We start from the raw sequence: 25,945 nt of genomic DNA on the forward strand, positions 1-25,945 counted from the left end.
TTATAAAATAATGTATTAGAACATCAAAGGATTTATATGAAAAAAAACGATGTATTACAAGTATCTTCCAATGAGATGGAGTTAGTTGATTTTAGAATTTATAAAAAAATGCCAGATGGTAAAATATATGAGGGTATTTATGGAATAAATGTAGCAAAGGTAAGGGAAATTATAAAAATGCCAGAGCTTACTGAGCTTCCAGGTGGTGGAGAATATATAGAAGGTATTTTTGATTTAAGAGGAATAGTAGTTCCTGTAGTAAATCTTGCAAAATGGATGGGAATTAAAGTACCTTCTCTTGAAGAATCACATATTACTCCAAGAGTTATTATTTCTGAATTTAATAATATTTTAATAGGATTTATAGTTCATGAAGCAAAAAGAATCAGAAGAATTTCTTGGAAAGATATAGAACCAGCTACATTTAGTGCAGGTGGTGAAAACATTGATAAAAGTAAAATAACAGGTGTTACAAGAATTGAAAATAATGAAATATTACTTATTTTAGATTTAGAAAGTATAGTAGAAGAGCTTGGTATTTATAGTCCTTCAATTAATACTGATATTGAAATAGAAAAATTTGATGGAATGGTTTTAATTTTAGATGATAGTGCAACTGCTAGAAAAATAGAAAAAGATGCTCTTAAAAAAATGGGATTTGATGTAATTGAAGCTACAGATGGAGAAGAAGGTCTAAAGAAATTAGATGAATTATATGCAACATACGGAGATTCTGTGCAAGATAAATTAAAGTTAATTCTTTCAGATGTTGAAATGCCACGAATGGATGGATTCCATTTTGCAGCAAGAGTAAAAGATGATGCTAGATTTAAACAAGTTCCAATTGTATTTAGTTCTTCAATTTCTGATGCTTTTAGTGAAAAAAGAGGTGAAGAAGCAGGAGGAGAAGAGTATTTAGTGAAATTTAAATCAGGAGAATTTGTTAAAAAAATAGCTGAGGTGATAAAATCTCATCAAAAGGATGGATAATGGATGAAATGCAAGAAATAATGGAAGACTTCTTAATTGAAGCTTTTGAAATGATAGAACAACTTGATCAAGATTTAGTTGAATTAGAATCTAATCCTGATGATTTAGAACTTTTAAATAAAATATTTAGAGTCGCTCATACAATTAAAGGGAGTGGAAGCTTTTTAAATCTTGATGTTTTAACTAAACTTACTCATCATATGGAAGATATTTTAAATAAAGCTAGAAAAGGTGAACTTAAAATTATTCCTGATATTATGGATGTTATTTTAGAATCTGTGGATATGATGAAAGCATTACTTGAAAATATTAGAGATAATGGAACAGATGTAACAGATGATATTGTTATAGATCCAGTTGTAGCTAAACTTGATGCTATTTCAAAGGGTGAAGCAGTTGCTACTAAAAGTGAAGAAGAATCAGTAAAACAAGAAGAATCAGCAGAACAAAAAGAAATAGAAGTTGACAATAATGAAGATGATATTTCAGAAGCTGATTTAGAAAATATGTCACCAGAAGAAGTAGAAGCTGAAATTGAAAGATTAATTGCAAAAAGAGCAGAAGAGGATAAAAAACTTAGAGAAGAAATGAAAAAAAATAATTCTTCAGAAAATAAATCAGAATCTCCAAAAGAAGAACCTAAAAAAGAGCCAAAAGAAGAAAAACAAATTCCTGAAAAAGTAGAAACAAAACCAATTCCTAAAAAGACAGCTCCTAAAAAAGCTGTTCCAGCTAAAAAAGCTTCAACCGTAGAACAAACAATTAGGGTTGATGTAAATAGACTTGATAATTTAATGAATTTAATTGGAGAACTTGTATTATCGAAAAATAGACTTATAAAAATTTATAATGATGTTGAAGAGAGATATGAAGGTGAACACTTCTTAGATGAGCTAAATCAAGTGGTTTCTTCTATTTCAATAGTTACAACCGATCTTCAAATTGCGGTTATGAAGACTAGAATGCTTCAAATTGGTAAAGTATTTAATAAATTCCCAAGAGTTATTAGAGACCTTAGTCGTGATCTTGGTAAAAAAGTTAATTTGGTTATCACTGGGGAAGAGACTGAACTTGATAAATCAATTATTGAAGAAATTGGTGATCCTTTGATGCATATGATTAGAAACTCTGTTGACCACGGAATTGGAACTCCAGAAGAAAGAGTTGCAGAAGGAAAACCAGAAGTTGGAACAGTTGAGCTTAAAGCATATAACGAAGGTAATCAAATTGTAATTGAAATTGCGGATGATGGTAAAGGAATGGATCCTGATATGCTAAAATCTAAAGCATTAGAAAAAGGTATTATTTCTGAAAAAGAAGCAGATATGATGGGTGATAAAGAAGCCTTTATGCTTATTTTTAGAGCTGGATTTTCTATGGCGGCAAAAGTTACAAATGTAAGTGGTAGAGGTGTTGGAATGGATGTTGTTAAAACAAATGTTGAAAAACTAAATGGTATTATTGAAGTTGATTCAACACTTGGTAAAGGAAGTATTTTCAAAATAAAAATTCCTTTAACATTAGCAATTATTCAAGCACTTTTAGTAGCTGCACAAGAAGAACTTTTTGCAATTCCTTTGGCAAATGTTATTGAAACAGTTAGAATCACGATAGAAGATATTTCGGCAGTAGAAGGTAAATCAGTACTTAAATTAAGAGATGAAGTTTTACCTCTTGTGAATATGAGTGATATATTTAAAATTGAAAAAATTCTTGGAATGAATCAATATTTATATGTTGTTGTTTTAGGGGTAGGGGCAAGTAAAGTTGGACTTATTGTTGATGGATTAATTGGACAAGAAGAGATAGTTATTAAATCTCTTGGAGAATATCTAAAAGGAATAGAAGGGATAGCAGGGGCCACTATTAGAGGTGATGGTAAAGTTACTTTAATTGTAGATGTCGCAGCTCTTATGAAACTTGCTAAAGAAACACATTCTCATACAGTTGTTACAAATACAATATCAAAAAAACATAAAAAAGAAAAACCAGAAGATTATGTGATTTTAGTTGTAGATGATTCAAGTACAGATAGAAAAATAATGAAAAAATCTATTGAGCCATTAGGCTTCCAAATAAAAGAAGCAACAAATGGGGAAGAAGCATTAGCTATTCTAAAAAATGATTCAAATATAGATGCAGCTTTAGTGGATATAGAAATGCCAAAAATGGATGGATACACATTAGCTCAAGAAATTAGAAAATATAATAGATTTAAAAATCTTCCATTAATTGCAGTAACAAGTAGAACTACAAAATCAGATAGAGTAAGAGGTGTGGAAGTCGGTATGAATGAATATATCACAAAACCTTATACACCGGACTATTTAGCTAATGTTTTAAAAAGAAATTTGAAATTATCATAAAGGATAAGTATGGGTAATCAATTAGAAAATGTGGTAAAACAACAACAAGAACAACAAGGTTTTACAAATCAAGAAAAACAAGAAAAAAATATAGTTCAATTAGTTGGATTTATTGTGGGAGAAGAAGAATTTGCAGTTCCTATTCTTTCTATCCAAGAGATTATAAAACCAATAGAATGGACAAGAGTTCCTTTTACATCAGATTATGTTTTGGGAGTTTTTAATTTAAGAGGTAATGTATTACCTTTACTTGATTTAAGAAAAAAATTTCATGCTCCTGAAGCCGAATTTGATGATGATGTTAGATTTGTAGTTATTAAAATAGGGGATGAACTTGCTGGTTTTGTAATAGATAGATTAACAGAAGCTCTTAGAATAGAAGAATCATCAATCTTACCAGCACCTGATACAGGAATGGATAAAGATATGATGATTGAAGGAATTGGAAGAAAAGATGATAGAATTATTTCTATTTTAAGAATAAAAACACTTCTTAAAACTGAGAGTTAATTCTTATTTCTAAATTTAATTATATTATTCGTGGATTTACAAATCCACGAATATATTTGTATTTTTAAATTAAACTATATTTCAATACTTCTTCTACTCGTTCAACTGCAATTATTTCAAGTCCATTTTTCACTTCATCAGGAAGTTCATCTAAATCTTTTTCATAGTTTTTCTTAGGAATGAGTACTGTTTTTATTTTTGCTTTAAATGCAGCAATTAATTTTTCTTTAAGTCCTCCAATTGGTAAAACATCACCAATTAAACTAACTTCACCTGTCATAGCAATATCTCGTCTAATCTTTTTATTACTAAAAATTGAGCTTAAAACTGTAACCATGGCAATACCTGCACTTGGTCCATCTTTTGGAGTAGCTCCGGCAGGAAAATGAATATGTACATCAAAGTTTTTGTAATATGGCTCTTTTGAATCAAGTTCAGGTACTTTTACTTTTTCTTCATCTATGAGAACTCTTACCACACTAAGAGCAATTCTCGCACTTTCTTTCATTACATCACCCAAACTACCGGTTAATGTAAGTAAGCCTTTTCCTTTGATTTTGATAGCTTCTATTTTTAGAATATCTCCACCAACCGTTGTCCATGCAAGTCCATTTACGACACCGATTTTATCTTTTTTATCAATTTCTTCAATTCCACCATAACTTTTTTCAAGATAACTTTCTAAATTTTTAATAGTAATTGATACTTTTTTATCTTCTTTTAGAATTTCTTTCGCAGATTTTCTCATAAGTTTAGCAATTGTTTTTCTTAAATTTCTAACTCCTGCTTCTCGTGTAAATTCATCAATAATCATTTTCAATGCACCATCACTGATTGATACTTCTGTTTTTTTTAGAGTATGTTTTTTTATTTCTTGTGGTATTAAATATTTTTTTGCTATTGAAAATTTTTCATTTGGTGTATAGCTATCTACAAAGATGAGTTCTAGTCTATCTCTCAGGGGCGCTGGTACTTGTGAAATGTCATTTGCAGTTGCTATAAAAATAATTTTAGATAAATCTATATCAAAATTTAAATATAAATCTCTAAAACTAGAATTTTGCTCTGGATCTAAAACTTCAAGTAATACAGAAGTTGGATCACCCCTATGGCGAGCTACTTTATCAATCTCATCAAGAACCATTACAGGGTTCATACTTTTTGCATTTATTAAGCCTTGAACAATTCTTCCTGGCATACTTCCGATATAAGTTCTTCTGTGGCCTCTTAGTTCACTAACATCGTCGATTCCACCAAGAGCAATTCGAATAAGCTCTCTTTTTAAACTTTTAGCAATTGAATTTGCTAAGCTTGTTTTTCCAACTCCAGGAGGTCCTACGAAACAGATAATAGCACCTTTATACTCTTTTCCACGAAGTTCCACAAGCTCTTTTGCTGCAAAATAATCAACAACTCTCTCTTTTGGTTTTTTTAGGCCATAATGGTCTTTATCAAGTCTTTTTTGAAGTTCATCTACACTAAGTTTTGCTTTTGAAACTTTACCAAAAGGAATATCTAATGCCCATTCTACATAATTTTCAGTGGTTGAATATTCACCACCTTCTGGATGCATTTTAGAAAGTCTATCTATTTGTTTTTTGATTTCTTTATAGGCATTTTCTGGCATTTTATTTTTTAAATTTTCTAATTTTTTATAATACTCTTCAATTTCTTCATTTTTATTGTTAGTAAGTCCTAATTCTTCTTGAATCATTTGAAGTTGTTGTTTTAAAAAATATTCTCTATTTGTTTCATTTATTGATTTAGTTACTTTTTTAGCTAATTCATTTTTTATTTTTAAATTTTCTATTTCTTCAAGTATATATTTAATAAGTAAAAGAAGTTTTTCTTCTATATTATTTAGTTTAAATAGCTCATAAGCTTTAACTTTATCTATTTTAAGGGAAGAAGTTATTAAATCAACTATTCTATTTATATCATTATTTTCATTTATTACTTTTATTAAATCATGGGGAAAAGCAGGATTATATTTTGAAAGTTCTAATGTATGATTTTTCAATGTATCAAGTAAGGCATCTACTTCTACTTTATTATATTTAGGAGTTTTTGATAGCTCAATAATACCTTTTAGAGGTTTATCATTTGTAATTTCTTTAATTGTTCCTTTTGCTATTCCTTGAAAAAGGATTTTTATTTTTCCATCAGGAAGTTCTACTTCTCTTAGAATTGAACCAATAGTCCCCACTGATTCATTTTGAGTTTTTGTAGTAAGAAACAGTAATTTTCCATCACTATTTGCTTCTTTTACTACTTTAATATCCTCTTTTTTTGTTAAAAAAATAGGAACTATCATAAATGGATATATTATATTTTCTCTTTCTAAAATAGCTAATTCAGTAGGAAATTTTTCGTAATTTTCTAGTTTCATTTATACTCCTTACCAATAAAATAGTTTTTTATACCAAGGAATGTATGGAGGTATAATATCACTTTTATTTATATCTGTTTTATAAATTTCAGCAGATTTTGGTTTATCAATTCTTTTGTATAGATTTGAAATATTTTGTCTGAAAAGTTTTTTCGTAATTTCAAGTTTTGTTTTTATTGTATTTAATTCATAATTATAAATACTATTTGGATATGTTTGTATAGTTGAATTTACAAACTTTAGAGCTTCATTAACGCCTTGTTGATTAGTATATGCTTCTTTGATTGATAAAAATTTATATTTTGATATCATATAGTCAGCCCATTCTTTATCTTCGAAAGAAGCATATCTTTTTTTGAATTCTTGCATATAAAAAGTAGCTAATTCAAGCTCTTGATTTTTTGCATGTGCAAGGGAGAGTTGTAACATATCAATAGGAATAAATTTTGATGCGGGATGTTCTACTCCTAACGAAGTAAAAGCATCATCTGCTGAATCCAAGTCCATTGGTGTTAAATTGTGAAAAACAATTTTATGCCATGTCAAAGCAGTTTGCTTTGAAATTTTTCTATTTTTATCAGCACATCCAATTATTAAAAAAGCTATAAAAGCTACAAAAACTATTTTTTTCATTTTTATCCTTTTAGTTTATTAAGTTCATCTTGTATACTTAATAATTTATTATTAATTTCAGCAAGTTCATTTCTGTTTTTTTCTATTACATTAGCAGGTGCATTTGCTACAAATTTTTCGTTATTTAACATATTATCAAGTTTTGTTTTATCTTTTAATAGTTTTTCTTGTTGTTTTGAAAGTCTATTTATAATTGGTGTTAAGTCAATATCGCTTAGTGGTATAAAAGTTTGAAGATTATTACTAATATCACTTACTGCATTTTCTATTCTTTCATCTACCAATTCAATATTTTCAACTTTTGCTAATTTTTCTATATAAGCTAAAGCCCAAGTAGGTAGTTTAGCCAAAACCATAGCTTTATTAATTCTTTGATTTGGCATTTCGATTAAAGCTTTTGCTCTTCTAAGTGATGTGATTGCTTCGATGATAATGTCAAATTCTTCTACTTTTTCAACTTCTTGAACTTGTGGATAATCCATAATCATAATTGAATCATTTGTAGCTAAATCTGTTTTGTTTAAAGTTTGATATAAATATTCAGTGATAAATGGCATAAATGGGTGAAGTAGTTTCATACTCTCTTTGTAAATTGCTCCAAGCTCTGCTACTGAATCTTTATTTGCTTTACTAAGTTCAATTCCCCAGTCACAGAAATCTTGCCATAAAAATCTGTAAAGAGTCATACTTGCATCATTAAATTTATACTCATCAAGTTCATTTCTTACTTTTTTTACTGCTTCATTAAATTTATAAAGCATATATTTTCCAAGTTCTGTTTTGATTTCAATTTTGTCTAAATCTTCAAATTTATCTTGACTCATTAGAAGATATTTAGTTGCATTATAAAGTTTATTTGTAAAGTTTCTACTAAGTTCTAGTTTTTCATCACTTAGTTTGATATCTCTTCCTTGAACAGCTAAAATAGCAAGTGTAAATCTAAGAGCATCTGTTGAATATTTTTCTATCATTTCAAGTGGGTCAATTACATTACCTTTTGATTTACTCATTTTTTGACCATTTTTATCTCTTACAAGTGCATGAAGATATACATCTTTAAATGGCACTTTATTTTCAAAGTGAGTTCCCATCATCATCATTCTTGCTACCCAGAAAAATAGAATATCAAAACCAGTAACCAAAAGATTATTTGGATAAAATCTTTCTAAATCTTCCGTGTTCCAAAGTTTGCCTTCTCCAAATTCATCATTTCCCCATCCAAGAGTGGAAAAAGGCCATAAAGCTGAGCTAAACCAAGTATCTAAAACATCTTTATCTTGACGAATTTTTGTGCTTTTACATTTTGGACATTCACTCGGAGTGCCTTCATCAGCCCATTCATTTCCACATTCATCACAATAAAATACAGGAATTTGATGACCCCACCAAAGTTGTCTTGAAATACACCAATCTCTAAGCTCTTTCATCCAAGCATCATAATTGTTTTTCCAAGAAGCAGGGTGGAAATTAACATCACCTTTGTTTGCTGCTTCGATAGCTGGCAAGGCAGTCTCTTTTTTCAAAAACCATTGAGTTGAAACATAAGGTTCGATTACACTTTTACATCTGTAGCAATGACCTACTTGATGAGTATGTTCTTCTATTTTTTCTATAAAGCCTTCATCTTGAAGTTTTTGCACTATATCAGCTCTTGCTTCTAGTCTGTCACTTCCAGCAAATTCACCTGCTATTGGTAGTAAAATACCTTTTTCGTCAAATACTTTTATAATTTCTAGATTATGTCTAAGTCCTACTTCGTAGTCATTAGGGTCATGAGCTGGAGTTACTTTAACGAGACCCGTTCCAAATTCCATATCTACATATTCATCTGCAATTATTGGAATTTCTCTATCCATTAAAGGCAATCTAACTTTTTTACCAATTAATTCTTTATATCTTTCATCGTTTGGATTTACCATTACAGCACTATCTCCAAAATATGTTTCAGGTCTTGTAGTAGCAACTATGATGTATTCATCACTATTAACTATTGGATATTTGATGTGATACATATGTCCGTGATGTTCTTCATATTCTACTTCTATATCACTTATAGCACCGTCTTTTGGGCACCAATTTACCATATAATTACCTCGAACTATAAGGCCTTCATCATAAAGTCTTTTGAATGCCTTTTTTACTGCTTTTTGAAGTCCCGCGTCCATTGTAAATCTTTCTCTTTTCCAAGCAGGACTTACTCCAAGACTTCTAAGCTGTGTTGTAATTGTATTTCCACAGCTTGCTTTCCATTCCCATACTTTTTCAAGAAATTTTTCTCTTCCGAGCTCCTCTTTTGTAGTGCCTGTTGCTAAAATTTGTCTTTCTACTACATTTTGAGTTGCGATTCCTGCATGGTCAGTTCCTGGTTGCCATAAAGTAGCAAATCCATCCATTCTTTTATATCTAACTATAATATCTTGCAATGTAAAAGTAAGAGCGTGTCCAATATGTAGGCTTCCAGTTACATTTGGAGGTGGCATCATAATTGCGAAATTTTTCTTTTTAGAATAGTCAACTTCGAAATAATCTCTATCTTCCCAGATTTTATAATATTTATTTTCTATATTTTTAGGATTATAAATTTTTTCCATTATAAATTTCCTTTTAAATTTTTTCATAATTATAACTAAACTTTGCTATAATTACGAAATAAGCAAAATAAATTAAAAGGTTTAATATGAAATTTGAAGCAGTTTTACCAATTTTAGGATTTGAAAATATAAAAGAATATGAATTTGAAAAAATAGATGATGTTTTTTTTAAATTAAAAAGTGGAGATATTTCTTTTACTTTGATCAATCCTTTTGTTATAAGAGAATATGATGCAATTATAAATGACTCTGATAAAGAAAAACTACAATTAAACGAAAAAACAAATTTTTTAATTTTAAATAATATGATAGTAGCAACTCCATTACAAAATTCTACAATTAATTTTGCATCTCCACTTATTTTTAATATTGATACAAATAAAATGGGACAAGTTATTTTGGAAAATGCTGGGGATTATTCTTTAACAGATCCTTTAGCAAATTATATTAAAGGTAAATAATGGTTACAATTATTGGTAATGGTAAAATGGCTTTGGCTATTGCTAAAGGTTTAAATGGTGAAGTTGAGGTTGTTGGAAGAGATGAAAAAAAACTTCAAAAATTTTGCACGGAAAGTAGTGCAAGAAAATATCATCTATTAAATAATTTTGATATAACTGATAAAATTATTATTTTAGCTACGAAACCTTATGCTTTAGATTTGCTATCATTAAAAGGAAAAGCTAAAGAAGTTATTTCAATAATGGCAGGTAAAAAAATAGAAGAGATTAAAAAACATATAAAATCTGAAATTTATTCGAGAGTTATGCCAAATGTTGGTGCTATTCATCAAGCCTCTACAACAGCTGTTTTTGGAAGTGAAAATGCTTATGAAATATTTTCTAAAATAGGAGTGGCTATTAAAGTGAGTAGCGAAAAAGAACTTGATATATCAACTGCAATTGCAGGAAGCGGTCCTGCATTTTTAGCAATTGTGGCAGAGGCTATAGCAGATGGTGGAGTTTTATGTGGAATGAATCGAGAGATGAGTTACGAATTTACAAAAGGTCTTTTTAGAAGTTATGCCTCTCTTGAAGATAAACCAGCAAATATAAAAGATTCTGTGATAAGTCCAGCAGGAACGACGGCTTCAGGAATAGAAAAATTGGAAGAAAATGGAGTAAGAAATGCTTTTATAAAAGCTATTAAGGGAGCTTATGAAAAATCCCAAAAAATCTAGTTTTACATTAATAGAATTAGTAGTAGCAATGGTGGTAATAGGAATAGTTGTAACCTCTATTCCTATGCTTTTGGCAACTGTATCTCAAAACGCTTCTACAAGTTTAAAATCAAATTCTTTTTATAATGCTTATTCAACTTTGGCTTTAATAGAATCAATGGATTGGGATGAAAACAACACAAAGGGTGACAATTATTATAAAGTTTTAACAGCTAATGGTGGGGATAGTGAGTTAAAATGTGAAAGAAATGGAACTAAGCAACTTAATAATGAGAGTGGTGCTGAGTGTGATGATAATACAACATCTCATATAGGAGTTGATGTTGCTGATGGTGAAATTGATAGTAATAGTTCTACTTTTGATGATGTGGATGATTTTAATGGTTATAGCTTTGAAGTGGGAGATTATAATATTACAGTTTCTGTAAAATATGTTAAAGATGATACTAATTATTCTGAGAAAAATATTTTTTATAATGATGCTTTAACTACTTCGAATAATACAAATATAAAAGAAATAGAATTAAATGTTAGTAATAAAAAAAGTGGGACACTTGTATCAGTAATTAGAGGAAAAGCAGATAATATTGGTGCTGTTAAAATTTATAGTAGGAATGATTTATGAAATTTATGAAAAAAAGTTTTACATTAATAGAATTAATTGTTGTTATTGTAATTATGGGTATTTTAGCAACTATTACATTTGATATTTTAAATAAAGTCTATAAAAATTATATTTATACTAAAGAAATAAATAAACTAGATAATAGATTAGATGGAGCACTTTCAGAAATGTCAGCACTTCTTAGAAATAGAGTGAAAAATAGTGTGATTGCTACTAAATATCCTAGTGAAAAGGATGAAAATGATTCTACTAAAGTAGATTTTAAATCTGTATCAGAATTAAATGAGAATGATACTAATTATACAGTATTAGAATGGATTGGTAAAGATTATGAAGCTAAATATGGAATGTGGGATGCAAATCAAAAACATATTCAAACAGGTTGGAGTGGTTTTATTGATTTAGATGAAGCGAACAGAACAAATGATGATCCAAAAGAATTTAATGTAACTACACTTGATAGTAATTTTAATTATGTTAAATCAATAGATAGAAATATAACAGCTGCTTTAGGTGAAAATATTAATCCTTTTGAAAAAAATGTAACTACCCTCATATTTTCTGGATATGATATGGGAGGGGATTTGAATCCTGATGTAAATCAAAGTTTTGGTTGGTATTTTGATAAAGATAAGAATAGAACAGCAAAATCTATATTTGCAATTAACAAAAACTATCATCAATATAAAGATGGTAATGGTAATCCTATTGTAGATTTAAATATCACATCTATTACAGAAAACAATAATACAACTTTATATGCAAGATATTTTTTGGTTAGAACTGCTTATGCTATAGTTCCTATTATAAATAATATGACTGAATCAAATGGAAGTATATTAACTGATTATAATTTGACACTTTATTATAATTATCAACCTTGGAGAAAAGATTGGTGGAATAAACTTCATGAAACTAATCAAGAAGCAAATCATACTTTAATACTAAATCATGTAACTCAGTTTAGATTTAAAAAAGATACAAATTCTCCAATGTTTAGAATCTATCTTTGTGTAGAATCCAGTTTTGTAGATATTAATTCAACAAATAAATTAGAAGTTTGTAAAGAAAAGGTAGTATTTTGAAAAAATCATTTGCGATGCTTTTGGCTATTATTTTTATTGTTGTGTTAGGAACAGTAGGAACACTTATGATGTATTTTTCAGCATCAAGTGTAAAACGAACAGCCAATGAATATTTGTCCGTACAAGCACAGATAAAAGCAAAATCTGCCACGGAATATGCTATTATGGCACTTGAAGCAAGAGATTTTGCAACTAATGGATGTATAAATAAAATAGATATTAATTCTACACTATATGATGTGAATATGACTTTTCATTATTTTTTAACAGATTGTCCAACTGATTGTAATTGTTCACCTATAACAACTCAAGATTCAAATGGAACGGTTATGATAAATACTTATGTTACAAGCAAAATTGATCCAAATATTCGTTTTTTTAGACAAACTGTTCAAAAACCCTAAATTTTTGGTATAATTTATTTAATTTAAAAATATGGAGGTGCATTATGAATGTAAGTATAGTTGGAAGACGTATAGATGTAACAGATGGAATGAAAGCAAGTATAAATGCTGTAATAGAGGATATTAAGAAATATAATCTTGATATTATTTCTACAAAAGTAATAGTAGAAGAAGATAAAAAACATGAAATAAAAGTTGAATTTAATGTAATTATAGCTGAAAAAGGTAGTGTAGTTATTACTCAAAGAGATAAAGACTTTTATAAAGCAGTTGATTTAGCAAAAGATAGATTAGGTAAAAAACTTAGAAGATATCATGATAAATTAGTTTCTCATAGAATAAAAGAAGATATACCTTCAGTAGTAGTTGATACTCAAATTGATGAAATAGTTCCAGTTGATTTAATGGCTGAAAAACCTATGACTGTAGATGAAGCTTTAGTTGAATTTAAACAAACAAATGAAGCTTTTATTGTGTTTAAAGATTTGGGTGGTGAGACAAGAGTTCTTTACAGAAGAAAAGATGGAAAATTTGGGCTTTATTAAAAGTCCTTTTTTTTCTTAAATCTCTATTTTTTTCCCATTTATCCACATTTTTTCTATTTCGTTAATATGTAAAATAATTTGTAAATATAAATCTTCTATATTTAAACATTTGGATAATTTAAAACTAATTAAATCAGCAAATTTTCCAACTTCAATACTACCATTATTCAAATTTAATATATCGCCTGCATTTTTTGTTACAGATTTAATCAAATCTTTTGCCAAATATTTTGGATGAAGTCCTGTGTGCATAAAAAGTGATGTTCTAATTTCTTTGAATAAATTTAGTGAATAATTACTACTAAGTCCATCAGTTGCTACGCTATAAGGAATTTGTAAATTTTTTACTCTTTCAATATCAAGTAATCCTGTATTTAAAAGTCTGTTTGAAACAGGACAATGTGCGATGGAAGCATTCATTGATGAAATTTTTTGAAGTTCTTTTTCGTTTGCCCAAACCCCATGTATAAAATGTGTTTTTACTTGTTCAAATTGGCTTAAAAACTCTATAGTAGATGTTACTGCTTTTTCTTGATTAAGATTTTGTTTGAAAAATATTTTGAAATCACCTTTATTATTATCGAGCCATTCTCTCTCAGCTTGACTTTCCATAAAATGTGCTGAAACTATCATATTTTTTTTTCTAGCAATATCAAGTGCTTTTTTGATTATAAGTGGATGGACTGAATATGGAGAATGAATAGAAATAGAAGGTATAAATTTTTCACTTTTATATTTTTCACTTTCATTTAATCTATTTAAAAAATCTTGATATAAAGCATCAATAGCAGCTGGATTTGAGCCTATAATTTCATTAAAATATACTACTTTTAGTTCAGTTTTTTTCAATTGTTCTAAATCAAGTCCTGTTGAAGATATTTCTCCAAACGCTACAACTCCACTTTTTTTCATTTGATTAATTGCTTTTTGATAACAATGACTACGACAATCATTAAGTAAATTTTCTCTTTTTGCTATTACACTATTAAGCCAACTAATAAAATCACCATAAATGAGTGTTGTTTGATTTGCACTAAATTCTAAATGAGTATGAGTATTAATAAGTCCTGGCATTAAAACAGAATTTTTACCTAAATCAATAGTTTTTATATTTTTTTCTAAATTTTTTCCAACTTTTATAATTTTTTTATCAAAGATAACCTCTCCATTTTCAATAATTTCATTTTTTTCATTCATAGTTAGTACATAATTTGCTTTTAATTTAATCATTTTTGTCCTTTTTGTAAAATATACTACTCTTTTATCGGAAATTTTTGTAAAATATCAAAAAAAAAAGGATAAAAGATGAAAATATGTGTAATTCAAGGACCAAACTTAAATATGTTGGGGGTTAGAGAAACAAATATTTATGGGCCAATGAAATTAGAAGATATTCATAATCAAATGAAAGCAGTTGCAGAACAAAACAATGTTGAAATTGAATTTTTTCAATCAAATTTGGAAGGTGAAATAGTTGATAAGATTCAAGAATGTTTAGGTGATGCAGATGGAATCATAATTAATCCTGCAGCTTATACTCATACTTCAATTGCAATTAGAGATGCTTTAAGAGCAGTACAACTTCCAGCTGTAGAAGTTCATATATCAAACATAGCTTCAAGAGAGGAGTTTAGAAAAACAAGTATGATTTCTGATGTATGTGCAGGAACTATTGCAGGATTTGGACCATTTAGTTATCATTTAGCAATGATTTCAATGATTCAAATTTTAAATGAAGTAGCAAGAATTAAAGCCCAACAAGCAAAAAATGCATAATAATTTTATTTTAAATAAAGAAAATGAAATATATTATGAGTGTGGATATAGCTGTGATAATGTTATATTTTTATCAATTGAAGGTGAAAAATATTTTATCACAGATGGTAGATACACTCTTGATGCTAAGCAAAATGCAAAAGCTAAGGTAATTACAACTTCAAATCTTTTAAAAACTGCAAAAAATATTATTTTAAAAAATAGGGTAAAAAGAGTTATAATTGACCCATTAAACTGGGATTATGACTCATATGTTAGTTTAAGTAAAGTAACAACTTTAAAACAAATTAGAAACTATTCACATCAAAAAAGAGAAATAAAAAGTGAACAGGAACTAAAAATAATAAAAAAAGCAGCCAAAAAAGGTGCTAAAGCTTTTGAAAAGTTTAAAAAGAAAATAGAAACTAATTTAGATGAATTTGAGCTTTCATATAGATTTAAAGAAAAATTAACTCATAGAGGTAAAAATGAACTTAGTTTTGAGCCAATTGTTGCAATTAATGAAAATAGCGCAAAACCTCATGCTACTTTTAGTAATAAAAAGCTTCATAAAAATGATTTATTATTGCTTGATGCAGGACTTAAATATGAAAGATATTGCAGTGATAGAACAAGAACTATTTCTATAAATGATAATATTTCTATGAGTAAAATTCAAAAATTTAAAGATAAAGAAAAACAAAAAATTTATGATATTGTTTTGAAGGCAAATGAAGAGGCTATTAAGGCTATCAAAGTTGGAATGAAGATTTGTGAACTTGATAAAATAGCAAGAAAAGTTATCCAAAATGCTGGATATGGAAAATTTTTCATTCATTCCTTAGGGCATGGAGTAGGGCTTGACATCCACGAATGGCCATATGTTAATTCAAGAAATGAAACAATTATTAAACCTGGTATGGTTTTTACAATTGAGCCAGGAATTTATTTACCGGGTGTTTTTGGTGTAAGAATTGAAGATATGGTTTGTGTGAATTATAATGAAGAGGTGGAGGTACTTAGTGAATATATTTAGTAATACTTTTTTCCCTTTTCATAAAAAAAAAGCTAAATTTAAACATAAAGTATTAATTGGAATTGGTTGTAATGTAGGAGATTGTTCTAGAAGATTCAAAAAGCTATTTTTATTTCTCAAATCGCATCCAAAAATTGATATAAGTGATACTTCATATCTTTATAAAAATCCACCATTTGGCTATTTAGAGCAAGATAATTTTATTAATTCTGTCATAATTATATCTACTTCGTTTGCTCCCATGGAATTACTTAATTTCCTTTTATATACAGAAAAAAAATTTAATCGTAAAAGAAGTTTCAAAAATGCACCAAGAACATTAGATTTAGATATAATTATGTATGATAATATTAAATTAAATAATAAAAGACTGAATATTCCACATCCTTTTTTTAAACAAAGGGACTCAGTTTTGTTACCACTTTATCTATTAAGGAAATAAATGGCACTAAAAACATTTACTGGACAAACTATGCAAGAAGCTATGGCAAAAGTAAAAGCCGCAGTAGGAGATGATGCATTAATTGTCTCAAACAGAGAAATAAAACGAAAAACACTTACCACACCTGGACTTTATGAAATTGTTGTTAAAATTGATGATAATTCTAAATTACCAAAAAAAGATAAAAAAAATAGTTTTGGAAACGATGTAATGCTTAAAATTTCAGAAGCTGCTAAAGAGATTAATTCTATTTCAAAAGATAAATTTCAAAATAATAATTTAAATACAAATGTGGTAGAAATTAAAGAATTACAAAAAGAGATAAAAGAAATCACGAATAATATGAAACTTTTACAAGCTACAGTTTGGGATTTAAATGCACCAAGAAGAGATAATCTTATAATTCCACCTGAATTTAGTGAAATTTATGCAGTTGCAAAAAACAGTGGTATGAATAAATCTCATTTAGATGAAATTATGCAATTAACTCTGAAACATATGCCAGTAAAAATGAGAAAAAATTTTATTACAATAAAAAGATATTTTAATACACTTCTTAAAAAAATGATACCAATTAGACATGAAAAAGAGCTTTGTGTAGGGGACAAAAAAATTATGATGTTTGTAGGCCCTACTGGGGTTGGAAAAACGACAACTATTGCAAAATTAGCAGCTCGTTATGCATTTAAAAAACATAAAAAATATAAAGTAGGAATTATTACACTAGATACTTATAGAATTGGGGCAGTTGAACAGCTTATGACATATGCTAGGATGATGAAACTTTCAATTGAAGCAGTAGTTGATCCAGATGATTTTAGTGAGGCACTTTATAAACTTAAAAATAATGATATTATTTTAATTGATACAGTAGGAAGTAGTCAACATGATAAAGATAAAGTTGATAGACTTAATCAATTTATTAATATTAGCACATTTGCTTCAATTGATGTGAATTTAGTTATGGCAGCAACTACAAAATATGAAGATTTAAAAGATATCTATGAAAATTTTTCAATTTTGCCAATAGATACTTGTGTTTTTACAAAATTAGATGAAACTGTAAGTTTAGGAAATATTTTTTCTTTAATCTATAATGTAAAAAAACCAGTGAGCTATCTTTCAATTGGTCAGGAAGTTCCAGATGATTTAATGGTTGCAGATAATGATTATTTAGTAAATAATATTTTAAAGGATATTAAGTGAAGACAACACAAGCAGATAAATTAAAAGAACTTGTTGATTCTTCAAACAACACTAAAAAAAGAACAACGAAATTTTTAGCAATTACTAGCGGAAAGGGTGGAGTAGGTAAATCTACTATTTCTGCAAATTTAGGGTATATATTGCATTCGCTTGGATTTAAAGTAGGTCTTTTTGATGCAGATATTGGTTTAGCTAATTTAGATGTTTTATTGAAAGTTAATACCAAAAAAAATATTTTACATGTTTTAAAAGGAGAAGCTAAATTCAGGGATATTATAGTAGAAGTAGAAAAAGATTTCTATTTGATACCAGGAGATAGTGGTGATGAAATTTTGAAATATAGTGATGAATTTATGTTTGATAGATTTGCAGAGGATATTTCTGAATTAGATGATTTAGATTTTTTAATTATAGATACAGGGGCAGGGATTGGAAAAGAAGTTCAAACATTTTTATTAGCAGCAGATGAAGTTATAGTTGTTACAGTGCCAGAACCAGCAGCAATTACAGATGCCTATGCTATGGTAAAGGTATTAAGTGAAAAAAGAGATAGACTGTTTTTACTTATGAATGAAGTTGATTCACAAAAAGAAGCAAATAATATTTATCAAAAAATTGCAAATGTAGCAAAAGAAAATATTAAATCAAATTTTAGACTCCAAATGATAGGTTATTTAAAAAAAGATAAAGTAATACAAACAGCATCTATAAAAAGACAACTTTTTGCAAAAGAGTATGCTTTTTCACAGCCAACTGAGCAATTAAAAATTATTGCCAAAAAAATAGTTCAAATTTTGGAACGAAAAGTGCTTGTAGAAGAGGAAACTGGACTTAGTAGATTTTTCAAAAAGATTTTAAATCGTTTTTAAAGGAAGTGTATATGTTTAGAAGTGATAATTTTATCTCTTTTTTAACAGTAGTAGGATTTTTTATAGGTCTTATATTTGCCGTGTTACATGGCTTTGAACCTGATAAATTTTTGTATTCTGTTTTTATAATTTCATCCATTTTTTATATTTTAGGATTAGCAAGTAGTAGTTTTTTCATAAAATATATTTCTGTTAAAAAAATATTTCATCTTGATAAAAATTTTTTAGAAAAAGCAATAGATATGCAAATTTATGAATTGGATAAAAAAGAGGATTTTATTAGAGATGCTCACTATTTTATAAAAGAAATAGAAAAAGAAGAAAGGTTATTTTATAAAAAAGAAGATAAAAATGAATCCTTACGAAAATAGTATAAGAGTTTATCAAGATAGTTTGGCAGTAGAATATTTACCAGCTGTAAAGAGTTTAGCATATAGAATAAAATCAAGGCTTCCTTTGAGTGTGGATTTTGATGATTTAGTAGCAGTTGCTACTGAAGAGCTTATAAAAGTATCAAGAAGATATGACCCTAAACAGAATGATAATTTTTGGGGATATGCTAAAATGAGAGTGGAAGGCGCTATGCTTGATTATTTAAGAAGCTTAGATATTGTGAGTAGGGGAAATAGGAAAATAATAAAAGATATAGAAAAAAAAATTAATATATATTATCAAAAATATCAAATAGAGCCAACTGATGAATATTTGGCTGAGGTTTTAGAATTACCACTTAATAAAATTCAAAAAGCAAGGATTGCTGGGGATATTTATAATGTTATGCCAATAGAAGAGCAGCTTGAAGTTTTTGATAATATAGATAAAAAAATAGAAGAAGAAGAACTTATTGAAATTATAAAAAAAGAGCTTTCCAAAATGGATAAAAGAGAACAGATGGTTATTCAACTTTACTATTTTGAAGAGCTTTCATTAAAAGAGATTTCAGAAATTTTAGATATTAGTGAAAGTAGAATTTCACAAATACATAAAGCTGTAGTTAGAAAAATTAGGGAGAATTTAAATGGCTGATATTTTAAGTCAAGAAGAAATTGATGCCCTTTTAGAAGTTGTTGATGAAGATAATATAAATCCTGATGAGCTAGAAAAATCATCAGAAATTTTAGATCAAAGACAAATTACACTATATGATTTTAAAAGACCAAATAGAGTAAGTAAAGAGCAGTTAAGAGCTTTTAGAAGTATTCATGATAAAATGGCAAGAAATTTAGCCAGTCAAATTTCTTCTGTAATGAGAAGTATAGTTGAAATTCAACTTCATTCAGTTGATCAAATGACTTATGGTGAATTTCTCATGTCACTTCCTTCTCCGACCTCATTTAATGTTCTTTCGCTCAAACCCTTAGATGGAAAAGCAGTAGTTGAGATAAATCCTTCTATTGTTTTTCCGATGATAGAAAGGTTACTTGGTGGCCCTGGTGAATCATATGATGGAAATAGAGATTTTAGTGATATAGAACTTAATTTACTTGACACTATTTTAAAAGTAATAAGTTCAAATATAAAAGAGGCATGGGCTCCCGTAATTGACATATTCCCATTAGTAGAAGCAAAAGAATCTTCTCCAAATGTTGTGCAAATTGTTGCTCAAAATGAAATTATAGTAATGGTTGTAATGGAACTCATTATTGGTCATACAAGTGGAATGATAAATTTTTGTTATCCAGTAATTACACTTGAATCAGTTCTTCCAAAACTTGCAAGTAGGGATTTAATGCTTACAGAAACAAGTAGTAGAAAAAGTAGAAATAAAGAATTAAAAGCATTGCTTGGTGGGGCTAAAGTAGATGTGGAAGCGATAATTGGGCATGCAAATTTAACAATGAAAAGTATTCTTGAATTAGAAAAAAGTGATATTATAAGGCTTGATAGAAGTGCAGATGATACAGCTATTTTAAGAGTAGATGGTAAAGATAAATTTTTAGCAAATATTGGTGTAAATAGATTTAGAAAAAGTGCAAAAGTTGTGGAAGTATTAAAAACAGAACATGATGAAGTAAAAGATATTCTAGAAGAGATAGAATATGCAAGAAAAAGTAAAATAAATATGGTTGAGGAAGAAAAATGATAAAAGATTTTTTAGATTTATTAAAAAAAGATATAGTGTCTACAGTAGAAGGTTTAATTGGAGTTGCTCCTAAAGTTAGTTTAAAAGATTCTAGTGAAGGTATTGGAAATTTAACTCCTCCTTATGCACAGATTAATGTAGAAGTTAGTGGTGATATAAGTGGTAAAATTATATTTTTAATCCCTCCCAAGAGTGCAACTGCACTTGGTGATTTGATGCTTGCTGGTGAGGGAACTGAAAAAGATGAAATGAATGAAGAAGATTTAGATGCTATTAAAGAAATAGTCTCTAATATTTTGGGGAGTCTTTCTACTGCTTTGTCAGCTCAACAAAATGTTCCAAATTTAAATTTTTCTGTAAGTAGTGCAACATTTGAGTCAAGTGGTGAATGGAATTCAAATAGTTATAAAGCAGTATTTGATTTTAATATAAACGATAAAGATTATGAATGGATTGTTTTATTTGATAATGATATTTATTCTAAATTAAATCTATCAGTAGTAGAAAGTAGTGGATCTAAAACAGATGAGCATTCTTATGAAGGGCATGGTATTGACAATGATGAAATCAAAAATTTAAAGCTTCTTTTAGATGTTAAATTAAATGTTAGAGTAAGAATTGGTTCTAAAAAAATGCTTTTAAAAGATGTTATTAATATGGATATAGGAAGTATAGTTGAACTTAATCAATTAGCAAACGAGCCTTTAGATCTATTAGTTGATGATAAGAAAATAGCAGAAGGTGAAGTTGTAATTGTAGATGGAAATTTTGGTATTCAGATTACTTCTATTGGAACGAAAAAAGAGAGAATGAAAACGCTAAATTCTTAATTTACTTTGCATAAATTGTATCTACATATGATGGATATTTTGGTGTGAAAGTAGATAAATTTAGATCTTTCTTTTTTATATTATAGAAATTAAGAGTTACTAAATTATCTATTTTGTCTTTATAGTATATTTTTTTGATTAAATTATTGTTAGTTTTAAAATAAATTTTATTATTATTATATTTCTTTAAATATAAATTTTTCTTTAATTTTTTTGCACTTTTCATAAGTTTGAAAAAATCATCTTTTTTAGAAGTGTTATAAATTGTTACTTGTTCTAAATCAGGTTCATATACATAAATTTTATCACTCAAAGTCACCCATATTTTTTTTTCAATTGGTTTTGTGTAATGCCAGAAAATGAGTTCATTATTTACGAATACTTTCCCTTCATAATTAATTGTTTTATTCTCACTTTTAACAGATTGATTAAAATCACTTACAAATTTATTATATTTAAGTTGAAATCCAAAAGAGTAAATAGTTATTAAAATAAAAAATAACTGTTTCATTTTTTTCCTTTTTTTTGGTATTATAACAAAAAAAATAGAAGGTATGAAATGTTAAAAACATTAGGAAAAATATTTGGAACAAGAAATGATAGAGAACTTAAAAAATACCAAAAAAGAGTAAAAGAAATAAATGCACTTGAATCTATTTATGAAAAACTAAGTGATGAAGAATTACAAAATAAATTTTTTGAATTTAAAAATAGAGTTTTAGAAGATATAAAAAATGGATGTGATAATAATGAAGCTTTAAATAAAGTTTTGATAGATGTTTTTGCAATTACTAGAGAGGTAAGTAAAAGAACTTTGAAAATGCGACATTTTGATGTTCAATTAATCGGTGGAATGGTTTTACATGAGAATAGAATTGCTGAAATGAAAACAGGGGAAGGTAAAACGTTAGTTGCAACTCTTCCAATAGTTTTAAATGCAATTTTAGGTAAAGGTGTGCATTTAGTAACTGTAAATGATTATTTGGCTGCAAGAGATGCTGATTTGATGAGACCAGTTTATGAATTTTTGGGCTTTAGTGTAGGAGTTGTAGTTGCCAATAAAAGTGAGCCTGAGAGAAAAGAAGCATACGGGAGTGATATTACATATGCGACAAATAATGAACTTGGATTTGATTATTTAAGAGATAATATGGCTTTTAAAATTGAAGATAAAGTTCAAAGAGGGCATTATTTTGCGATTGTAGATGAAGTTGATTCTATCTTAATCGATGAAGCAAGAACTCCTCTTATTATTTCTGGACCTGCTGATAGAAGTTTAGAAAATTATGTAGTTGCTGATAAAGTAGCAAAACAACTTGAAAACAAAAAACATTTCACACTTGATGAAAAATATAAATCTGCACTTCTTACTGAAGAAGGTATTAAAAAAGCAGAAGAACTTTTTGAAGTTGAAAATCTTTATACTCCAGAAAATGCAATTTTAGCCCATCATCTTGATCAAGCCTTAAAAGCAAATTTTCTTTTCTTAAGAGATGTTGATTATATTGTTAGAAAAGGTGAAGTTTTAATTATTGATGAATTTACAGGTAGAATTAGCGAAGGTAGAAGATTTAGTGAAGGTCTTCATCAAGCACTTGAAGCAAAAGAAGGAGTTAAGATTCAAGAAGAATCTCAAACTTTAGCTGAAATCACATATCAAAATTATTTTAGACATTATAAAAAGTTAGCAGGTATGACAGGTACTGCTCAAACAGAAGCAACTGAATTTGCTGAAATTTATGGGCTTGAAGTTATTTCAATCCCAACAAATAAACCTATTATTAGAAATGATGAACATGATCTAATTTATAAAACAGAAGAAGAAAAATTTGAATCTGTAATAAAAAAAATAAAAGAAGTTTACAAAAAAGGTCAACCTGTATTAGTTGGGACTGCATCTATTGAAAAAAGTGAATTATTACATAAATTACTAAAACAAGAGAAACTTCCTCATACTGTTTTAAATGCAAAAAATCACGAAAAAGAGGCTGAAATTATTATAAAAGCTGGACAAAAAGGTTCTATTACAATTGCTACAAATATGGCTGGTCGTGGAGTTGATATCAAGCTTGGTGAGGGTGTGAAAGAACTTGGTGGACTTGCAATTGTCGGGACTGAAAGACACGAAAGTAGAAGAATTGATAATCAGTTAAGAGGTAGAGGTGGACGACAAGGAGATGCTGGATATAGTCAATTTTATCTATCTTTAGAAGATAATTTACTAAGAATTTTTGGAAGTGATAGAATTAAAAATATAATGAATAGACTTGGTATTGAAAGAGGAGAACATATTCAAAGTAAAATAGTAACTCGTTCAATCGAAGGTGCTCAAAAAAAAGTTGAAACTATGCACTTTGAAAATAGAAAACATATTTTAAAATATGATGATGTTGCAAATGAACAAAGAAAAGTTATCTATAAATTCAGAAATGATTTAATGGATCCAAAATATGATATTGAAAATAAAATAAAAGAAACAAGAAAAGACTTTGTTGAAGTTTTATTAAATAGAGCAGATATTTTTGAAGATATGGTAGAAGAGGACTATGCTTTAGAAGCACTTGTTAATATAGTCGTTGAATATACAACTCTTCATTTGGATATAAATTCTCTAAAAGGAAAAAATTATTTGGAACTCATTGATTTTATTTCTGAGAAACTTGAAAAATATTATGAAGATAAAATGAGTATGGTAGATGATGAACAAAGAAATGAAGTTGAAAGAACGTTATATATTCAAGTGTTAGATGAAAATTGGAGAGAACATTTATATCAAATGGATATCTTAAAAACAGGAATAGGTCTAAGAGGATATAATCAAAAAGATCCGCTTGTAGAATATAAAAAAGAATCATTTAATCTATTTAATGAATTAATTGAAAAAATAAAAACAGAATATATGAAAGTTATTCATTCTTTGCAATTAAATTATGAAGGGGAACCAACTCCAGATTTTGGAGAAATTCCAGATGAAGTTTTGGCCGAACTTGCAAAAAGACAAGAAAAACTTGAATGTAAAGGAAAAGAACTTAGTGAAGAAGATATTGTAAAAGCAATAGAAGAATTTAACAAAGGGCTTGAAAAAAATTCAGGTGAAAGTATAACTAATATTAAAAAACCAAAAAGAAATGACCCTTGCCCTTGTGGAAGTGGAGAAAAATATAAAAATTGTTGTGGAAAAAGTGGTCCTAAAAAAGGACTTTTAGCAAATAATGAATAAAAAATTTGTAAGTTTTATTGTTAAAAAGTATTTGAAATTTGATAAAACTCAACCTTTTATAAGTGTCAGTTTTATACTTGCTTTTTTAGGTATTATGACGGGGGTTGGAGTCTTGATTATTGCGATGAGTATAATGAATGGAATGGATAAAGAGTTTGAAAAAAAACTTACTATTATGAATTATCCATTAACTATTTATTCTCAAATAGGTGGCAATATTGATGATAAGTTTGTAAAAAAACTTGAAAAAAAGTATTCAAATTTAAAATTTTCTCCTTATATTCAAACTTCTGCAATTATTAAAAATCAGCAAATGAATGGTGTTATTTTATATGGTGTTAATTTCGGGAAAGAGAAACAAATTAATCCAATTTTAGCAAAGGCTGTGAAAGGTAATAAACTTAGAAAGTTTGATATTGTCGTAGGTAAAAGACTTTTTGATGATATGGGTATAAATAAAAATGATAAAGTTATAATGATTTTTTCAAATTCAGATCCATATGGTATAGAAGTAGCACCAAGGCTTAAAAAAGTGAAAGTTGTCAGTTATTTTCACTCAGGTCTTAATGCCTATGATAAAGGAATTGCTTATATGAATATTGAAGGTCTGAAAGTTATTTTGAGACAAAAAAATTATACAGGTATTCATATTTATTCTAAAAATCCATTTCAAGACATTAAAAAATTAAAAAAAGATTTGCCTTTTGGAGTTGGAATTGTTGGATGGTGGCAACAAAATGGAAATTTTTTTAGTGCTTTAAAACTTGAAAAAAGAGCTATGTTTTTAGTTTTGATGCTTATAATTATAGTAGCATCACTCAACATCATTGGCTCACTTTTGATGATGATAATGAATAGAAGAAAAGAGATAGCTTTGATGATGAGTTTGGGAGCAAGTAAAAAAGAAATAAAAGCGATATTTTTCCGACTTGGTATGGTTGTTGGATTTTTTGGGATAATAGCCGGAATAAGTTTAGGTGGAATTGGTATTTGGATTTTAAATACATTTGATATAGTTTCTCTTCCAGCTGATGTATATGGAACAAGTAAAATACCTACAGATTTAAGTTTAGTTGACTTTTGTTTAATTATTGTAGGTGCTGTTGTTGTGATTATGCTTTCAAGTTTTTATCCAGCTAAAAAAGCCAGTGAAGTAGATATTTTAACGACTTTAAGATTTGAATAA

25 protein-coding genes are annotated in these 25,945 nt (G+C 28.0%); 20 read left to right on the top strand and 5 right to left on the bottom strand.

Going from position 1 to position 25,945, the window contains the following annotated elements; all coding sequences use genetic code 11:
* Positions 1–36 precede the first annotated feature (36 nt).
* The 3 genes from ACZ5OA_RS02570 to ACZ5OA_RS02580 are packed head-to-tail and all read left to right on the top strand — an operon-like array spanning position 37 to position 3,866.
* Positions 37–990, top strand: a complete 954-nt coding sequence (locus tag ACZ5OA_RS02570; protein ID WP_464907963.1) for a chemotaxis protein — start codon at positions 37–39, stop codon at positions 988–990.
* The gene (locus tag ACZ5OA_RS02575) at positions 990–3,356 is read left to right on the top strand and encodes a hybrid sensor histidine kinase/response regulator (RefSeq protein WP_464907964.1); all 2,367 of its coding nucleotides are present in this window, start codon (positions 990–992) and stop codon (positions 3,354–3,356) included. The genes ACZ5OA_RS02570 and ACZ5OA_RS02575 overlap by 1 nt, the downstream gene beginning before the upstream one ends.
* Before the next feature lie 9 nt (positions 3,357–3,365).
* Positions 3,366–3,866 carry a chemotaxis protein CheW gene (locus ACZ5OA_RS02580; protein ID WP_464907965.1) on the top strand — a complete coding sequence of 167 codons (501 nt, stop codon included), beginning with the start codon at positions 3,366–3,368 and terminating at the stop codon, positions 3,864–3,866.
* Between the two features lie 64 nt (positions 3,867–3,930).
* Here ACZ5OA_RS02580 and lon read toward each other — a convergent pair whose 3' ends face one another.
* The 3 genes from lon to ACZ5OA_RS02595 are packed head-to-tail and all read right to left on the bottom strand — an operon-like array spanning position 3,931 to position 9,479.
* The gene (lon, locus tag ACZ5OA_RS02585) at positions 3,931–6,255 is read right to left on the bottom strand and encodes an endopeptidase La (protein ID WP_464907966.1); all 2,325 of its coding nucleotides are present in this window, start codon (positions 6,253–6,255) and stop codon (positions 3,931–3,933) included.
* Between the two features lie 9 nt (positions 6,256–6,264).
* Complete coding sequence (bamD, locus tag ACZ5OA_RS02590) at positions 6,265–6,888, bottom strand: outer membrane protein assembly factor BamD (RefSeq protein ID WP_464907967.1); 624 nt, start codon at positions 6,886–6,888, stop codon at positions 6,265–6,267.
* A gap of 2 nt (positions 6,889–6,890) precedes the next feature.
* Positions 6,891–9,479: a valine--tRNA ligase gene (locus tag ACZ5OA_RS02595; RefSeq protein ID WP_464907968.1), complete on the bottom strand. Its 2,589-nt coding sequence runs from the start codon at positions 9,477–9,479 to the stop codon at positions 6,891–6,893.
* Between the two features lie 86 nt (positions 9,480–9,565).
* On the opposite strand from ACZ5OA_RS02595, the gene fliW reads away from it, so the two are divergent.
* From fliW to hpf, 6 genes are read left to right on the top strand one after another with little or no spacing between them, the layout of a single operon-like run.
* Positions 9,566–9,940: a flagellar assembly protein FliW gene (fliW, locus tag ACZ5OA_RS02600; protein WP_464907969.1), complete on the top strand. Its 375-nt coding sequence runs from the start codon at positions 9,566–9,568 to the stop codon at positions 9,938–9,940.
* The gene (locus ACZ5OA_RS02605) at positions 9,940–10,659 is read left to right on the top strand and encodes a pyrroline-5-carboxylate reductase (protein WP_464907970.1); all 720 of its coding nucleotides are present in this window, start codon (positions 9,940–9,942) and stop codon (positions 10,657–10,659) included. The genes fliW and ACZ5OA_RS02605 overlap by 1 nt, the downstream gene beginning before the upstream one ends.
* Positions 10,637–11,284, top strand: coding sequence for a type II secretion system protein (locus tag ACZ5OA_RS02610; RefSeq protein WP_464907971.1), 648 nt, complete (start codon positions 10,637–10,639; stop codon positions 11,282–11,284). The genes ACZ5OA_RS02605 and ACZ5OA_RS02610 overlap by 23 nt, the downstream gene beginning before the upstream one ends.
* Positions 11,281–12,369, top strand: a complete 1,089-nt coding sequence (locus ACZ5OA_RS02615) for a pilus assembly FimT family protein (RefSeq protein WP_464907972.1) — start codon at positions 11,281–11,283, stop codon at positions 12,367–12,369. Before ACZ5OA_RS02610 ends, ACZ5OA_RS02615 begins: the two co-directional genes overlap by 4 nt.
* The gene (locus tag ACZ5OA_RS02620; protein ID WP_464907973.1) at positions 12,366–12,773 is read left to right on the top strand and encodes a hypothetical protein; all 408 of its coding nucleotides are present in this window, start codon (positions 12,366–12,368) and stop codon (positions 12,771–12,773) included. Before ACZ5OA_RS02615 ends, ACZ5OA_RS02620 begins: the two co-directional genes overlap by 4 nt.
* A 44-nt stretch (positions 12,774–12,817) precedes the next feature.
* Entirely contained in the window at positions 12,818–13,318 is a 501-nt protein-coding gene (gene hpf, locus ACZ5OA_RS02625) for a ribosome hibernation-promoting factor, HPF/YfiA family (RefSeq protein ID WP_464907974.1), read from the top strand.
* A gap of 15 nt (positions 13,319–13,333) precedes the next feature.
* Here the strand turns inward: hpf and mqnF are convergent, their stop codons facing one another.
* Positions 13,334–14,548 (bottom strand): aminofutalosine deaminase family hydrolase, encoded by a 1,215-nt coding sequence (mqnF, locus tag ACZ5OA_RS02630; RefSeq protein ID WP_464907975.1) that lies wholly within the window; start codon positions 14,546–14,548, stop codon positions 13,334–13,336.
* A 75-nt stretch (positions 14,549–14,623) separates the two neighbouring features.
* On the opposite strand from mqnF, the gene aroQ reads away from it, so the two are divergent.
* The 9 genes from aroQ to fliY are packed head-to-tail and all read left to right on the top strand — an operon-like array spanning position 14,624 to position 21,539.
* Positions 14,624–15,094 (top strand): type II 3-dehydroquinate dehydratase, encoded by a 471-nt coding sequence (gene aroQ, locus ACZ5OA_RS02635; RefSeq protein WP_464907976.1) that lies wholly within the window; start codon positions 14,624–14,626, stop codon positions 15,092–15,094.
* On the top strand, positions 15,087–16,109 hold the full coding sequence (locus ACZ5OA_RS02640; protein WP_464907977.1) for a M24 family metallopeptidase: 1,023 nt from the start codon (positions 15,087–15,089) through the stop codon (positions 16,107–16,109). The genes aroQ and ACZ5OA_RS02640 overlap by 8 nt, the downstream gene beginning before the upstream one ends.
* Positions 16,096–16,551, top strand: a complete 456-nt coding sequence (gene folK, locus ACZ5OA_RS02645; RefSeq protein ID WP_464907978.1) for a 2-amino-4-hydroxy-6-hydroxymethyldihydropteridine diphosphokinase — start codon at positions 16,096–16,098, stop codon at positions 16,549–16,551. The genes ACZ5OA_RS02640 and folK overlap by 14 nt, the downstream gene beginning before the upstream one ends.
* A complete protein-coding gene (flhF, locus tag ACZ5OA_RS02650; protein ID WP_464907979.1) occupies positions 16,552–17,757 on the top strand; it encodes a flagellar biosynthesis protein FlhF in 1,206 nt (401 codons plus the stop codon). It abuts the gene before it with no gap.
* The gene (locus ACZ5OA_RS02655) at positions 17,754–18,626 is read left to right on the top strand and encodes a MinD/ParA family protein (protein ID WP_464907980.1); all 873 of its coding nucleotides are present in this window, start codon (positions 17,754–17,756) and stop codon (positions 18,624–18,626) included. The genes flhF and ACZ5OA_RS02655 overlap by 4 nt, the downstream gene beginning before the upstream one ends.
* Positions 18,627–18,637: 11 nt before the next feature.
* The gene (locus ACZ5OA_RS02660; protein ID WP_464907981.1) at positions 18,638–18,997 is read left to right on the top strand and encodes a hypothetical protein; all 360 of its coding nucleotides are present in this window, start codon (positions 18,638–18,640) and stop codon (positions 18,995–18,997) included.
* Positions 18,978–19,652 carry an RNA polymerase sigma factor FliA gene (gene fliA / locus ACZ5OA_RS02665; RefSeq protein WP_464907982.1) on the top strand — a complete coding sequence of 225 codons (675 nt, stop codon included), beginning with the start codon at positions 18,978–18,980 and terminating at the stop codon, positions 19,650–19,652. Before ACZ5OA_RS02660 ends, fliA begins: the two co-directional genes overlap by 20 nt.
* Positions 19,645–20,709, top strand: a complete 1,065-nt coding sequence (fliM, locus tag ACZ5OA_RS02670; RefSeq protein WP_464907983.1) for a flagellar motor switch protein FliM — start codon at positions 19,645–19,647, stop codon at positions 20,707–20,709. The genes fliA and fliM overlap by 8 nt, the downstream gene beginning before the upstream one ends.
* On the top strand, positions 20,706–21,539 hold the full coding sequence (gene fliY / locus ACZ5OA_RS02675; RefSeq protein ID WP_464907984.1) for a flagellar motor switch protein FliY: 834 nt from the start codon (positions 20,706–20,708) through the stop codon (positions 21,537–21,539). Before fliM ends, fliY begins: the two co-directional genes overlap by 4 nt.
* 1 nt (position 21,540) lies before the next feature.
* Here the strand turns inward: fliY and lolA are convergent, their stop codons facing one another.
* On the bottom strand, positions 21,541–22,050 hold the full coding sequence (gene lolA / locus ACZ5OA_RS02680; protein WP_464907985.1) for a LolA-like outer membrane lipoprotein chaperone: 510 nt from the start codon (positions 22,048–22,050) through the stop codon (positions 21,541–21,543).
* Positions 22,051–22,098: 48 nt separating this feature from the next.
* On the opposite strand from lolA, the gene secA reads away from it, so the two are divergent.
* Together secA and ACZ5OA_RS02690 are read left to right on the top strand one after the other, a co-directional pair.
* Positions 22,099–24,759: a preprotein translocase subunit SecA gene (gene secA / locus ACZ5OA_RS02685; RefSeq protein WP_464907986.1), complete on the top strand. Its 2,661-nt coding sequence runs from the start codon at positions 22,099–22,101 to the stop codon at positions 24,757–24,759.
* Positions 24,752–25,945, top strand: a complete 1,194-nt coding sequence (locus ACZ5OA_RS02690) for an FtsX-like permease family protein (RefSeq protein ID WP_464907987.1) — start codon at positions 24,752–24,754, stop codon at positions 25,943–25,945. Before secA ends, ACZ5OA_RS02690 begins: the two co-directional genes overlap by 8 nt.

The organism is Thioreductor micantisoli (assembly GCF_055392745.1).